The organism is Citrobacter sp. GW821-FHT02E08, assembly GCF_059421685.1.
This window is the reverse complement of the sequence record NZ_JBWKVL010000002.1, coordinates 325,054-338,804: the sequence shown is the minus strand read 5'-3', so window position 1 is coordinate 338,804 and position 13,751 is coordinate 325,054. Positions and strand designations below refer to the sequence as shown.

The 13,751-nt window shown below is 54.1% G+C and carries 12 protein-coding genes and 1 pseudogene; 7 read left to right on the top strand and 6 right to left on the bottom strand.

Translation table 11 applies throughout. The annotated features are described in order from the left end of the window. The first annotated feature begins 1 nt into the window (after nt 1). From nusB to pgpA, 3 genes are all read left to right on the top strand, one after another. Nucleotides 2-421: a transcription antitermination factor NusB gene (gene nusB / locus AC07UY_RS03875; RefSeq protein ID WP_192611360.1), complete on the top strand. Its 420-nt coding sequence runs from the start codon at nt 2-4 to the stop codon at nt 419-421. A 76-nt stretch (nt 422-497) separates the two neighbouring features. Continuing rightward, complete coding sequence (gene thiL, locus AC07UY_RS03870) at nt 498-1,475, top strand: thiamine-phosphate kinase (protein ID WP_494700712.1); 978 nt, start codon at nt 498-500, stop codon at nt 1,473-1,475. Beyond that, nucleotides 1,453-1,968, top strand: a complete 516-nt coding sequence (gene pgpA / locus AC07UY_RS03865) for a phosphatidylglycerophosphatase A (protein ID WP_192611362.1) — start codon at nt 1,453-1,455, stop codon at nt 1,966-1,968. The genes thiL and pgpA overlap by 23 nt, the downstream gene beginning before the upstream one ends. A gap of 272 nt (nt 1,969-2,240) precedes the next feature. On the opposite strand, the gene yajO is transcribed toward pgpA, so the two are convergent. From yajO to xseB, 4 genes are all read right to left on the bottom strand, one after another. After that, entirely contained in the window at nt 2,241-3,215 is a 975-nt protein-coding gene (gene yajO, locus AC07UY_RS03860) for a 1-deoxyxylulose-5-phosphate synthase YajO (RefSeq protein WP_494700713.1), read from the bottom strand. 57 nt (nt 3,216-3,272) lie between these two features. Further along, on the bottom strand, nt 3,273-5,135 hold the full coding sequence (dxs, locus tag AC07UY_RS03855; RefSeq protein ID WP_276292592.1) for a 1-deoxy-D-xylulose-5-phosphate synthase: 1,863 nt from the start codon (nt 5,133-5,135) through the stop codon (nt 3,273-3,275). A gap of 68 nt (nt 5,136-5,203) precedes the next feature. After that, nucleotides 5,204-6,103 (bottom strand): (2E,6E)-farnesyl diphosphate synthase, encoded by a 900-nt coding sequence (ispA, locus tag AC07UY_RS03850; protein WP_162378961.1) that lies wholly within the window; start codon nt 6,101-6,103, stop codon nt 5,204-5,206. 4 nt (nt 6,104-6,107) lie between these two features. Beyond that, on the bottom strand, nt 6,108-6,350 hold the full coding sequence (gene xseB / locus AC07UY_RS03845) for an exodeoxyribonuclease VII small subunit (RefSeq protein WP_192611365.1): 243 nt from the start codon (nt 6,348-6,350) through the stop codon (nt 6,108-6,110). Nucleotides 6,351-6,543: 193 nt separating this feature from the next. Between xseB and thiI the strand changes: the two genes are divergently transcribed. Next, nucleotides 6,544-7,992, top strand: a complete 1,449-nt coding sequence (gene thiI / locus AC07UY_RS03840; RefSeq protein WP_276292591.1) for a tRNA uracil 4-sulfurtransferase ThiI — start codon at nt 6,544-6,546, stop codon at nt 7,990-7,992. 36 nt (nt 7,993-8,028) lie between these two features. On the opposite strand, the gene AC07UY_RS03835 is transcribed toward thiI, so the two are convergent. Beyond that, nucleotides 8,029-8,724, bottom strand: a complete 696-nt coding sequence (locus AC07UY_RS03835) for an IclR family transcriptional regulator (RefSeq protein WP_494700714.1) — start codon at nt 8,722-8,724, stop codon at nt 8,029-8,031. A 170-nt stretch (nt 8,725-8,894) separates the two neighbouring features. Here AC07UY_RS03835 and AC07UY_RS03830 point away from each other — a divergent pair, with 170 nt between their 5' ends. The 3 genes and pseudogenes from AC07UY_RS03830 to AC07UY_RS03820 all read left to right on the top strand — a co-directional run bounded on the left by AC07UY_RS03830 (nt 8,895) and on the right by AC07UY_RS03820 (nt 12,578). Further along, a complete protein-coding gene (locus AC07UY_RS03830; protein ID WP_494700715.1) occupies nt 8,895-11,228 on the top strand; it encodes a molybdopterin-containing oxidoreductase family protein in 2,334 nt (777 codons plus the stop codon). A 5-nt stretch (nt 11,229-11,233) separates the two neighbouring features. Next, nucleotides 11,234-11,779, top strand: a pseudogene (locus AC07UY_RS03825) (4Fe-4S dicluster domain-containing protein). 10 nt (nt 11,780-11,789) lie between these two features. Beyond that, on the top strand, nt 11,790-12,578 hold the full coding sequence (locus AC07UY_RS03820; RefSeq protein ID WP_494700716.1) for a dimethyl sulfoxide reductase anchor subunit family protein: 789 nt from the start codon (nt 11,790-11,792) through the stop codon (nt 12,576-12,578). An 86-nt stretch (nt 12,579-12,664) separates the two neighbouring features. On the opposite strand, the gene AC07UY_RS03815 is transcribed toward AC07UY_RS03820, so the two are convergent. After that, nucleotides 12,665-13,744 carry a hypothetical protein gene (locus AC07UY_RS03815; RefSeq protein ID WP_494700717.1) on the bottom strand — a complete coding sequence of 360 codons (1,080 nt, stop codon included), beginning with the start codon at nt 13,742-13,744 and terminating at the stop codon, nt 12,665-12,667. Nucleotides 13,745-13,751 lie beyond the last annotated feature (7 nt).

Below are 13,751 nucleotides of genomic sequence, written 5' to 3'. Positions count from 1 at the left end.
CGTGAAACCTGCTGCTCGTCGCCGCGCCCGTGAGTGTGCCGTCCAGGCGCTCTACTCCTGGCAGTTGTCCCAGAACGACATCGCTGATGTTGAATACCAGTTCCTGGCGGAACAAGACGTCAAAGACGTTGACGTCCTGTACTTCCGTGAACTGCTGTCGGGAGTGGCGACTAATAGCGCGTATCTCGACGGTCTGATGAAGCCGTACCTGTCCCGTCTGCTGGAAGAGCTGGGTCAGGTAGAAAAAGCGGTGCTGCGCATTGCGCTGTTTGAACTGTCCAAACGTCAGGATGTGCCATACAAAGTGGCCATTAACGAAGCTATTGAACTGGCGAAAACCTTCGGTGCCGAAGATAGCCACAAGTTCGTCAACGGCGTACTGGATAAAGCAGCACCTGTGATTCGCCCCAACAAAAAGTAATCTGCAGGCCGTCAGAAGAGCGGGATGTTTCCGCTTGCCTGGCGGCCTTTTCTTTTTTCCTGCTGAGGCATAACGTATGGCATGCGGCGAGTTCTCCCTGATTGCCCGTTATTTTGATCGTGTAAGAAGCTCTCGCCTCGATGTCGAGACCGGCATTGGTGACGATTGCGCTCTCCTGAATATCCCTGAAAAACAGACCCTGGCGATCAGCACCGATACGCTGGTGGCGGGTAACCACTTCCTTCCTGATATTGATCCTGCCGATCTGGCCTATAAGGCGCTGGCGGTAAACCTAAGCGATCTGGCTGCGATGGGGGCCGACCCCGCCTGGTTGACGCTGGCATTGACGCTCCCCGAGGTGAATGAAGCCTGGCTTGCCGCGTTCAGTGACAGTCTGTTTGAACAACTCAATTATTACGGTATGCAGTTGATCGGCGGCGATACCACACGTGGACCGTTGTCGATGACGCTGGGTATCCATGGCTATGTCCCCGTCGGGCGCGCCTTAAAACGCTCGGGTGCGAAGCCGGGCGACTGGATCTACGTTACCGGAACGCCAGGCGACAGCGCCGCAGGGCTGGCGATTTTACAGAATCGATTACAGGTCGCAGAGACGAAAGATGCAGAGTATCTGTTGAAGCGTCATTTACGCCCCACGCCGCGTATTTTGATTGGCCAGGCGCTGCGCGATCTGGCGAGCGCGGCTATCGATCTCTCCGATGGACTGATCTCGGATTTAGGGCATATCGTCACGGCCAGTGGTTGTGGCGCTCGCATTGAAGTGGACGCGTTACCGTACTCCGATGCGCTCTCCCGCCATGTGGCGCCAGATCAGGCTCTGCGTTGGGCGCTCTCCGGCGGTGAAGACTATGAGTTATGCTTTACCGTCCCGGAAATTAACCGCGGCGCACTGGATGTGGCTATTGGTCAGCTTGGCGTTCCGTTTACCTGCATTGGGCAAATGAGCGCAGATGTGGAAGGCATGAATTTTGTGCGTGACGGGAATCCTGTCACCTTTGACTGGAAAGGATATGACCATTTTGCCACGCCATAAAGATGTCGCGAAAAGTCGGTTAACACTATGTAATCCGTGGCATTTATTGGCGACAGGATTTGGCAGCGGGCTTAGCCCTGTCGTGCCAGGTACAATGGGGTCGCTGGCGGCGATCCCTTTTTGGTATCTGATGACATTTTTACCCTGGCAGCTCTATTCTCTGGTGGTAATGCTGGGGATCTGCATCGGTGTTTATCTTTGCCATCAGACGGCGAAAGATATGGGCGTGCACGATCATGGCAGCATTGTGTGGGACGAGTTTATCGGGATGTGGATAACCCTGATGGCATTGCCCACCACGGCCTGGCAGTGGGTGGCCGCCGGGTTTGTGATTTTCCGTATTCTTGATATGTGGAAGCCCTGGCCGATCCGCTGGTTTGACCGCAACGTTCATGGCGGAATGGGGATTATGGTCGATGATATCGTCGCGGGCGTGATTTCCGCCGGGATACTGTATTTCATCGGACATCACTGGCCGATTGGGTTGATTTAAACGCGCATATTGCCGGATGGCCCGGCCCACGGATTTGCACGACGCCAGTGTAGGCCCGGTAAGCGTAGCGCCACCGGGCGAGATTTTGCCGGATGGCGGCATGAATGTCCGATCCGACCTACGGGTTTGCACGGTGCCAGCGTAGGCCCGGTAAGCGTAGCGCCACCGGGCGAAATTTTGCCGGATGGCGGCATAAATGCCTTATCCGGCCTACGGATTTGCGCGACGCCAGTGTAGGCCCGGTAAGCGTAGCGCCACCGGGCATTATCACATTACTTAAATCCCACCACCGGATGCGGTTTGTACGGTGTTTCCAGTTCGGCAATCTGTTCTGGTTGCAGCGTTAAGTCCACGGCATTTAGCAGTTCATCGAGCTGTTCTTCGCGCGATGTGCCAATAATCGGCGCAGCGACGCCGCGTTTACTCAGCAGCCAGGCCAGTGCGACCTGGGCACGCGTCGCGCCAAGCTCTTCACTGACGCCTGCCAGTCGTGCGGCAATCTGCGCATCGTTTTCGTCACTTTCGCTATACAGATTTTTCCCCACTTCATCGGAGACCAGACGGGCGGTGGTTTCACCCCAGGGCCGCGTCAGGCGTCCGCGCGCCAACGGACTCCAGGGGATCACCGCCACGCCTTCCTGGTAACACAGCGGCAGCATTTCGCGCTCTTCTTCACGATAGATAAGGTTGTAGTGATCCTGCATGCTGACGAACTGCGCCCAGCCGTGCTGTTTTTGCAGCGCCAGTGCCTGAGCAAATTGCGCCGCGTACATGGAAGAGGCGCCGATGTAGCGTGCCTTGCCGGACTTTACCACGTCGTTCAGGGCTTCCAGCGTCTCTTCAATGGGCGTGTTGTAGTCCCAGCGGTGAATTTGCAGAATATCGACATAGTCCATGCCAAGGCGGGTGAGGCTGTCATCAATTGAACGCAGGATTTGCGCCCGGGATAATCCTTCCGGCAGGTCGCCGACGGGATAAAAGACTTTGGTCGCGACCACAACGTCTTCGCGACGGGCAAAATCCCGCAGGGCGCGCCCGACAATTTCTTCGCTGCTCCCGTCGGAATAACTGTTGGCGGTATCGAAGAAATTAATGCCGCCAGCCAGTGCGCGTTGAATGATGGGGCGACTGCTTTCTTCCGGCAGCGTCCAGGCGTGATTGCCGCGATCCGGTTCACCGAACGTCATGCAGCCCAGGCAGAGGCGAGAGACCCGGAGGTCCGTTTTTCCTAACGTATTGTATTGCATGATACCACTCCTGCTTTGCTGTTCATCGTTCAAGCATAGCAGGAGTGAGGAGGGGAGTTACGCCAGCCAGGCCTTGATTCTGGCTTCAATACCTTCAGCGTTGAGTCCCAGTTCTGCGCGGGCTTCGTCCTGGGTCCCTTGTGGGATGAAATGGTCTGGTAAACCGAGGTTAAGCACCGGCACGGGTTTACGATGCGCCATCAGCACTTCGTTGACACCGCTGCCTGCGCCGCCCATGATGGCGTTCTCTTCAAGGGTGACCATCGCCTCGTGACGAGCCGCCATTTCCAGAATCAACGTTTCATCCAGTGGTTTCACAAAACGCATATCGACTAAGGTCGCATTGAGCGACTGCGCCACTTTGGCCGCTTCTGGCATCAGCGTACCGAAATTCAGAATTGCCAGTTTTTCACCGTGGCGTCTGACGATGCCTTTGCCGATCGGCAATTTTTCCAGCGGCGTCAGTTCAACGCCTACCGCATTGCCGCGTGGGTAGCGTACGGCGGCAGGACCCTCGCTGTAGTGATAGCCGGTGAAGAGCATCTGGCGACATTCGTTTTCGTCGCTCGGCGTCATGATGACCATTTCCGGAATGCAGCGCAGGAAGGAGAGATCGAACGCCCCCTGATGTGTTTGTCCGTCAGCACCCACAATCCCCGCCCGGTCGATAGCAAACAGGACCGGCAGTTTTTGAATCGCGACATCGTGCAGCACCTGATCGTAGGCGCGTTGCAGGAAGGTAGAGTAAATCGCCACCACCGGCTTATAACCGCCAATCGCCAGACCGGCTGCAAAGGTCACCGCGTGTTGTTCAGCAATCGCCACGTCGAAATAGCGATCAGGGAATTTACGCGAGAACTCCACCATCCCGGAACCTTCACGCATCGCCGGCGTGATGGCCATCAGTTTGTTGTCTTTGGCCGCCGTTTCACATAACCAGTCACCGAAGATTTTCGAGTAACTCGGCAGGCCGCCGCTGCTTTTGGGCAGACAACCGCTGGAGGGATCAAATTTAGGAACGGCGTGGAAGGTAATCGGGTCTTTTTCTGCGGGTTCGTAACCACGACCTTTCTTGGTCATGATGTGCAGGAACTGCGGTCCTTTCAGGTCGCGCATGTTCTTCAGCGTGGTGATGAGTCCGACGACGTCGTGACCATCGACCGGCCCGATGTAGTTAAAGCCCAGCTCTTCAAACAGCGTGCCGGGGACGACCATGCCTTTGATATGTTCTTCGGTGCGCTTGAGTAACTCTTTAATCGGCGGTACGCCGGAGAAGACTTTCTTCCCGCCTTCACGCAGCGAAGAGTACAACTTGCCGGAAAGCAGCTGCGCCAGATGATTGTTCAGCGCGCCGACATTCTCGGAGATCGACATTTCGTTGTCGTTCAAAATGACCAGCATGTCCGGCTTGATATCGCCCGCATGGTTCATTGCTTCAAACGCCATCCCTGCGGTGATGGCACCGTCGCCAATCACACAGACGGTACGGCGGTCTTTACCTTCTTTTTCAGCGGCAACGGCAATACCAATTCCGGCGCTGATGGAGGTAGAAGAGTGGCCGACGCTCAATACGTCGTACTCGCTCTCTTCACGCCACGGGAAGGGGTGTAAACCGCCTTTCTGGCGAATGGTGCCGATTTTATCGCGGCGGCCGGTGAGAATTTTGTGCGGATAAGCCTGATGCCCCACGTCCCAGATCAACTGGTCAAACGGGGTATGGTAGACATAGTGCAATGCCACGGTCAGTTCCACCGTGCCCAGCCCGGAGGCGAAGTGTCCACTCGAACGGCTTACGCTGTCGAGTAAATAGCGGCGCAGCTCGTCGCAGAGTTTCGGCAGGCTCTCTTTCGGGAGTAGACGTAACTCCTGGGTGGAATCGACCAGTGCCAGGGTAGGGTATTTGGCTATATCAAAACTCATCAGAGACTCATCGTTTGTTTACCCAAATTGCCGTGTGTCCACGGCAATTCATTGCTCAGGGTAGTCAATTATTTATCACGCTGGATTATGTAGTCCGCTAGCGCTTCCAGTGCCGAAGTATCGAGTGATAATGCGGCCAGTTGACGTAAAGACTGGCGCGCGTCATCAATCAGATCCTGGGCTTTATTCCGGGCTTGCTCAAGGCCCAAAAGTGCAGGATAGGTACTTTTGCCAAGTTGCTGATCAGCCCCCTGACGTTTACCCAACGTTGCAGTATCGCCCACCACATCCAGAATGTCATCCTGAACCTGGAAGGCTAAGCCGATACTTTCTGCGTATTTATCGAGTATCGGCAGGGCATTTCGTCCGTTTTCTCCGGCACTTAGAGCGCCGAGACGAACCGCGGCGCGAATGAGAGCGCCAGTTTTATGGCGATGGATTCGTTCCAGCGCTTCCAGCGGAACCTGTTTTCCTTCGGCATCAAGATCCAATGCCTGGCCGCCGCACATGCCCGCGATACCGCTCGCGTTCGCCAGTTCTGAGATCATGGCGATACGGTCGCGATCGGCGACTTCCGGCATCGGCGCGTCGCTGATGATGGAGAACGCCAGGGTTTGCAGGGCATCGCCTGCAAGGATCGCGTTGGCTTCACCAAATTTTACATGACAGGTCGGCAGACCGCGACGCAGATCATCGTCGTCCATCGCCGGTAAATCATCATGGATCAATGAATATGCATGTATGCACTCAACGGCGGCTGCCGGGGCATCAAGCGTAGTGATGCTGACGCCAAACATCTGACCGGTGGCGTAAACCAGGAACGGGCGCAGGCGCTTACCACCTAATAGTGCGCCATACTGCATGGTTTCAACCACGGGAGTGTTCTGAAAGGGCAGTGGTGCGATAAAACGACTCAACGCCTGGTTTGCTTGCTCAACGCAAGCCTGTAACTGCTGCGTAAAATCCATTTACTTACTCATTGTCCGGTGTAAAAGGCGTGGGTGAGGCGTCTTCATTATCAGTCAGCAGGATCTGCACACGCTGTTCAGCTTGTTGCAGCTTGGCCTGCCCCTGACGTGCCAGTTGCACGCCACGTTCGAATTCGTTCAGCGCCTCTTCCAGCGGCAGGTCGCCACTTTCCAGACGGGTAACAATCTGTTCCAGCTCGCTCAGCGCTGTTTCAAAGCTGGCGGGCGCCTCGTTTTTCTTCGGCATAATGAATGTCTGACTCTCAATATTTTCAGCCCCACCATGGTAACGGACTCAGGGCAATTATCAAATAACGTGCAATGTGCACAGGAGGCGCGCGATGGTGGTATACTTGCGCCCCTGGATGCAGCCGCAGGTGTGGGCTGCTGTATTTTTCCCATAACAAGTCCTTTAGACTTGCCAACGAACCATTGCCGCCATGAAGTTTATCATTAAATTGTTCCCGGAAATCACCATCAAAAGCCAATCTGTGCGTTTGCGCTTTATAAAAATTTTGACCGGAAACATCCGTAACGTTTTAAAGCACTATGACGAGACGCTCGCCGTTGTCCGCCACTGGGACAATATTGAGGTTCGCGCCAAAGATGAAAACCAGCGTCTGGCGATTCGCGACGCGCTGACCCGCATTCCGGGTATCCACCATATTCTTGAAGTAGAAGACGTGCCGTTCACCGACATGCACGATATCTTCGAGAAGGCGCTGGTCCAGTATCGCGACCAACTGGAAGGTAAAACCTTCTGCGTCCGCGTCAAGCGTCGTGGTAAGCACCCCTTCAGCTCTATTGAAGTCGAACGTTATGTCGGCGGCGGTTTGAATCAGCACATTGAGTCCGCGCGTGTGAAGCTGACCCACCCGGATGTGACCGTACATCTGGAGGTGGAAGACGATCGCCTGCTGTTGATCAAAGGGCGTTACGAGGGTATCGGCGGCTACCCGATCGGTACCCAGGAAGATGTTCTGTCGCTGATTTCTGGCGGGTTTGACTCCGGCGTTTCCAGCTACATGCTGATGCGTCGCGGCTGCCGCGTGCATTACTGCTTCTTTAACCTCGGCGGCGCGGCACATGAAATCGGCGTGCGTCAGGTTGCGCACTATCTGTGGAACCGCTTCGGCAGTTCGCACCGCGTGCGTTTTGTCGCAATCAACTTTGAACCGGTGGTCGGCGAAATCCTCGAAAAAGTGGATGATGGCCAGATGGGCGTGGTACTGAAACGCATGATGGTGCGTGCAGCGTCGAAAGTGGCGGAACGTTATGGCGTACAGGCGCTGGTAACTGGCGAAGCGCTGGGCCAGGTGTCCAGCCAGACCCTGACCAACCTGCGTTTGATTGATAACGTCTCCGACACGCTGATCCTGCGCCCGCTGATCTCTTACGATAAAGAGCACATCATCAACCTGGCGCGCCAGATTGGTACGGAAGACTTTGCGCGGACCATGCCGGAATATTGCGGCGTGATCTCGAAAAGCCCGACGGTGAAAGCGATCAAGGCGAAGATTGAAGCGGAAGAAGAGAATTTCGACTTTAGCATCCTCGATAAAGTGGTCGAAGAAGCGAACAATGTCGATATTCGCGACATTGCGCAGCAGACCCAGCAAGACGTGGTGGAAGTTGAGACCGTCAGCGGTTTTAGCCCTAACGATGTGATTCTGGATATTCGCTCCATTGATGAGCAGGATGACAAGCCGCTGAAAGTTGAAGGTGTGGATGTGGTGTCTCTGCCATTCTACAAACTGAGCACCAAATTCGGCGATCTCGACCAGAGTAAAACCTGGCTGCTGTGGTGCGAACGCGGTGTGATGAGCCGTTTGCAGGCGTTGTATCTGCGCGAGCAAGGCTTCGAGAACGTGAAGGTCTATCGCCCGTAGTTGTTGTTTACCCCGGCCATCTGCGCCGGGGTAAGTTTAATCCTGCGAATAAAGCGTCGCGACGCTTCTCACCAACTGGTCGGCAATTTGCGGGATGGTTTCTGTACTGAAAAATCCCATCGTCACCGCAATCGCAACCAGCTCTCCATTTTTATTCCGTAGCGGACAGGCAATCGACTGTGCGCCAGGGATCCCTTGCGTCGGATTGTGGCGCACCGCATAGCCCTGAGACCGTATCTGTTCAATGAGTTGCGCTTGCGCCTGATTCTGCGCCTGATAGTGGGAATAACTCATGAACACTTGGCCTGCTGAACTGGCATCAAGCGGAACGGGCGTATTGGGCAGAAAATCGATATCCACGTTACGGAAACTACGATTGTAGTGCTTAAGCACTAATCCTGTGTCGGTCGGGATGACGACACCGGTTGAATGGTTGAAGGTATCGCGAAAAGCGATCAGCAGCGTATTAAGCTCACTCACCGGATCGCGTGCTGCCGCCGGATCTCCCGCCATCTGAAGAAGGGTTGACCCCAGGCAATAGAGCCCTTTTTCGTTTTGCCCCAGCATGCCCGTTCGACAGAGCGAAACCAGATACTTATGTAAACGACTCTTGGACAGATTGCATCCGGTGGCGATATCGATTGCCCGCGCCTGGCCGTTTTGACTGGCAACAAACGTCAGAATGTTGACGGCGATATCAACCGAATTTACCCCTTGCGATGTTTCAGCCATATGCGTTCTCTTTTTTTATCCATCGCGAGTATACCATCGCGGCTGAAATCCTTACTGCCTTCGCAATTTAAAAAGCGCGCTACGCCTAAATGGTGAGACGTTGACCTGTATCAAGTTAATCAATGGTGTACCTGGATTAACTAATGGTGAACTTTTGTGGAGGCAAGGACATGGATGCATTGAGCAATACCCGATTAAAAAGAAGAACCCTGCTAAAAGGGTTTGGCGTAGTGGGGTTATCGTCACTGGTGCCAACGTTTCTGACGCTGCGCCAGGCCAACGGTTCACCGTTGGCCCGGGTTCGCCTTAAGCAAACGGATTACCAGACGTACCGGTCGACCTGTGCGATGGAATGTTTGCACTGCAACCTGACGGCGTATGTCTGGAAAGACCGCTTAATGAAAATTGAAGCGACGAAAGGCTTCAATGTGAAGTGCTGTTTGCGGGGAATTAGCCGGACGAAATGGGTCTACCACCCGTTACGCTTAACGCAACCGCTGCTGCGTACGGGGGAAAAAGGCGAGGGTAAATTTAAGCCGATCAGCTGGGACGCCGCGCTGGATCTGATTGAAAAGAAAATCAGGGAGACAATTGCCACCGATGGTAATAAAGGTTTACTGCTCACAGCCGCCTCCGGGAACATGGACTCTATCAAGAATGATATGGGCAAAGCCTTCTTCGATTATCTCGGCGGCAGTACAAAAACGGCCGGCTCGTTATGTTGCGCAGCGGTCACCGCCGCGATGATGCCGATGGTGGGTCTGCGTTATGCCGATACCCGCGACACGATAGCGGACAGCCGTTACATCTTGTGCTGGGGAAACAATCCGGCAGTCACCATGCACGCCTATTTTAAACATTACTCACAGGCGCAACGCAACGGTGCGCGACTGGTGGTGATCGATCCGCGATTTAACGAAACGGCGGCGAAAGCTGACGAGTGGGTGCCGATTGTGCCTGGTACAGATATCGCGCTGGCATTAGGGATGATCAACATCATCATGCAGGAGAAACGCTATGACGCTGGCTTCCTGCGTGCGCATACCGGGGCGGTTTACCTGGTCGATAAACAGCAGCAATTGATGCGTGCCGACCCTAAGGACGCAGACAGCTATCTGGTGTTTGATACGCTGACCCAGACCCTGAAACGCCACGATGCGCCCGGCGTCATGCCTGCATTGCTGACTGATGAATTGCCCGCCAGCAGTGATTTTACTACTGTGCTTGATAACGTATGGGCACAGGCGAAGCCCTGGACGGCGCAGAAGGTAGAGGAAGAAACTGATGTACCCGCGCAGACGGTATTACGCCTGGCGCGGGATTACGCGTCAACGCAACCGGCGATGATTGTCCAGAACATGTCCGGCGCGCAAAGAACCGAGTTTGGCACTTACGTTGCGGCCAGCCAGTTTTACCTCGCGCTGATCACCGGCAATATCGGCAAAGCCGGGGCGGGGGTTTGCGATGCCGGTGGCGTCAGACAGATGGCAAAATTTTCGCCCATCGTCCCTCCGGCACCCAATGCCGCCAAAATCCCCTCCATTCCTATTCCCAAAATCGGTGACTGGGTCGTTAACGAAAAACCGCACGCGATTAAGTTCTGGTGGAACATGACGCTGGGGGCCATGACACAACTGCCGAATACCAATCAGGTCAGAGAAGCCTTTAAAAAAGTGCCGTTTGTGGTGGTAGCCGACAATCTCATGAGTTCGTCTGCGCTGTACGCCGATCTGGTGCTCCCCGTTACGACCATTTTTGAAGATGTCAGCTTAATGGCGGGGGTACGCAGCCACTATGTGCAACTGATGGAAAAAGCGGTGGAACCACCGGGAGAAGCAAAACCTGATTACTGGATTTTTGCTCGCCTGGCCGAGCGCTTTGGCTTTGGTGAGGTCTTTAACCAGCCCATTGAACACTACATCGATACCTGCCTTAAAGGCTCGGGCATTACCCGTGACATGCTGAAAAAAGGGCCGGTATGTCCTGTTGAGGAAGAGTGGATCCCGTTTAAAGACGGGCAGTTCCGCACGTCGACCGGCAAAGCGCACCTCTACATAGAGGAGTGGGCCAAAAAGGATTTTCTTCCGGTGGTGACCTGGAAGCAGGTGAAAGAGTCGGTAAAAGGTTCGCCTGAACTGGCAAGTCAGTATCCGTTAATGGCGGTGCAGCGCAAACTGGCACGTAGTGTGCACTCCAGTCACGGCATGAACGAATGGATCCTCGAAGTTCAGCGTAACCGACCGAACGTGATGATTCACCCTGAAGACGCCCGCCAGCGTCAGATCCAGGCAGGAGAGTGGGTCGTGGTGTTCAATCATCGCGGACAACATCGGGCGATTGCCGACGTGACCACACATATCAAACGCGGGGTGGTGAGTCTGGATAACGGTTGGTGGGAGCAACAGGGCGGAAGCAGCAGTCATGTCACTAACGATCAGGTGGAAGTGTTGGGGAATGGACACTGTTGCAACAGTACGCTGGTGGATGTGAGAAGGGAGGCATAATCGCGATGAAACAATATGGATTTCTTATTGATATGCAGAATTGCTATGGCTGCAAAACCTGTAGCATGGCCTGCAAATCGGAAAATATGACCCCTCTTGGGGTGTTATGGCGTCGGGTTCGCGAACGTCATACGGATGAACCCAACACCCAGGCGTTTATTAGCATGTCGTGTAACCACTGCGATGACCCGCAGTGTATGAAGGTGTGCCCTGCGGGAACGTATACGAAGCGGGCTGATGGCATCGTGATACAGGATCACGAGCGCTGCATTGGCTGTCGGATGTGCATTATGGCCTGACCGTGGAGCGCGCCGGTTTACGATCCTGAAGAAGGCAAAACCAGTAAATGCAACCTGTGCGCCGAACGCCTTGATGAGGGTTTACAGCCACGTTGCGTGGAGTCCTGTCCGGCAGGTGTATTACGTTTTGGTGAGATAACGGAATTGCGTAAGGAACATACGACGCAGTGGGCGATACTGGAAAAACGCTACAACCTCCCCGATCACACGATCAGTCAACCCAACATTGTCATTATTCCCCCCAGGGATTGAGGAGAACGAAATGGAACATTATGAATTGCCATTGGTTTTCTTCACCGTCTTCGCGCAGTGGGGAATTGGCGGCGTACTGGCGTTAACGCTGTGTCAGCATTTCGGCGCAAAAAAATTCAGCGCGATGCAATACTGCACGCTGGCATCATGGTTCTGGGTTATCACGGTGCTGGGATCGTTTGCCTCGCTGGCGCACCTGGGATCGCCTGAAGGCGCTTATCGCTCGCTTTTCGGGTTAGGGAATTCCTGGCTCAGTCGGGAAGTGGTGATGTTTATTGCGTTGAATGGCGTGATGTTCTGCTGGCTAGTGCTGTGCTGGCTTAAACCTGAACATCATGCCGTTGTCCTTCTGGGGGGAATCACTGCGCTTGTGGGGCTGATATCTATTCTGGTGACGTCGCAGGTTTACCATCAGATGGTGCTGCATCCGCTTTGGTCTTCGGTTGCTACACCTGTCAGTTTTTTGGCAACGGCTATTCTGCTCGGGTTTATGAGTGTGGCGGTGGCGTTTGGCTGTTGGCATAACCCAACGCCGATCTTATGCAGAGCGGGAATCTTCATCGGAATTCTGTTAAGCGCAGGCGCGCTGTGGATCCGTTTCCAGGTTCCGGGCGCTGATGCTGCAAGTCCTCTGTTCTGGTGGCAGCTATTCGCCAGTATCGGTGTTGCCGTATGGGGCATTTCTCGCCTGAATGTTGGGGTAAGCGCTTACGCGTGGGGGGCCATTATTGTGACGGGCGAACTGGCGGGAAGAATGCTGTTTTACAGTAATGTCATGAGCGGAGCGCCATGGTTCTAAGCGGGTATGTTTCTCCCTCTTCGAACCCAGTATTTTTGCAGGCCGGATGACGAAGTACTACGCCGTCATCCGGCAATCTGACACTGTTATTCAAAGCGAATGGGGAGCGTTTTCCCGTTCGATTCCCAGACGCCCAGATAGACGCCATTGTTTAAATCCAGAGTGATCTTCTCTTCGGTTTCAGCAGAAATACTCGTTCTCAGCTCATAGTGCTGAGCATTCTCCGTACCGCATTTACCGGTAAGTTCGATAGGTGAGCCGTATTTTTCATAAAAATAGGCTCCGCTGGCCGATGCTTCATTACAGGTGATATTCATCACGATGCGCATACTTTTTCCCAACGTGCCGTAGACTAACTTGCCGTTAAGCGAGGGGGCAGGGGAGAGGGGTTTTTCACTGTTACCGGAAGTCAGTGACTTCCCGTAGGGGGTCAGTTGGTCGTGTAACGTTGCGGCGGCGATTTTCGTCGTGAAATCACCGAGCTCATCCATCGCGCGGCTTGCATGGTTGCTGCAACGTCCATTAATGAAGACGAGATCGCCTTTCTGAAGCGAGAAATTATCAACATAGTACAGCCCGCCCTCATACGTCGCGCATGAGGCATAGAACTCTTCGTAATTAAAATCCTCTCCTTTTTCCGCTTTGATTTGCTCTGCCGACTCGGACTTATGCTTATCAACAAAGGTGGTTATCTGGGAGCGAATATCTTTTCTGACGCGGGTGTTTAACTGGGCAATGGTGGCCGGGGAAAACAGATCGTCGAGGGTGATATTCGCGCCACTCGCTAAATCGAAGCTCAGTGGAACATTATAAGATTCGCAATAGGCGCCGCAGCCTTCCACAAAAAGGTTTAATGTCAGTATTTTGTTGTCACGATATTCGACGGTGTAGTCCAGATTGGCGGTGGCATCAATGCCGCTTTTTGCCAGTTTATTCAACGTGGCCTGCGGATCGTTACCCGGCAACTGGTTCAGAAAACGGGAGAAGATAAAATCGTTGATGCGCTTTGCAGCTTGTGGGTTATCCGCTGAGGTGAACCAGGGGAGACGATACTGAATCTCCGTGCTCTCAGGATAGTTGAAGCTGAGGTTCTTAATGTCTAACTGCGTCGCTATCACGCAGCCAGAAAACAACCATAAAGCCACTCCGGTCAGACATCCCTTCATCTGTTAT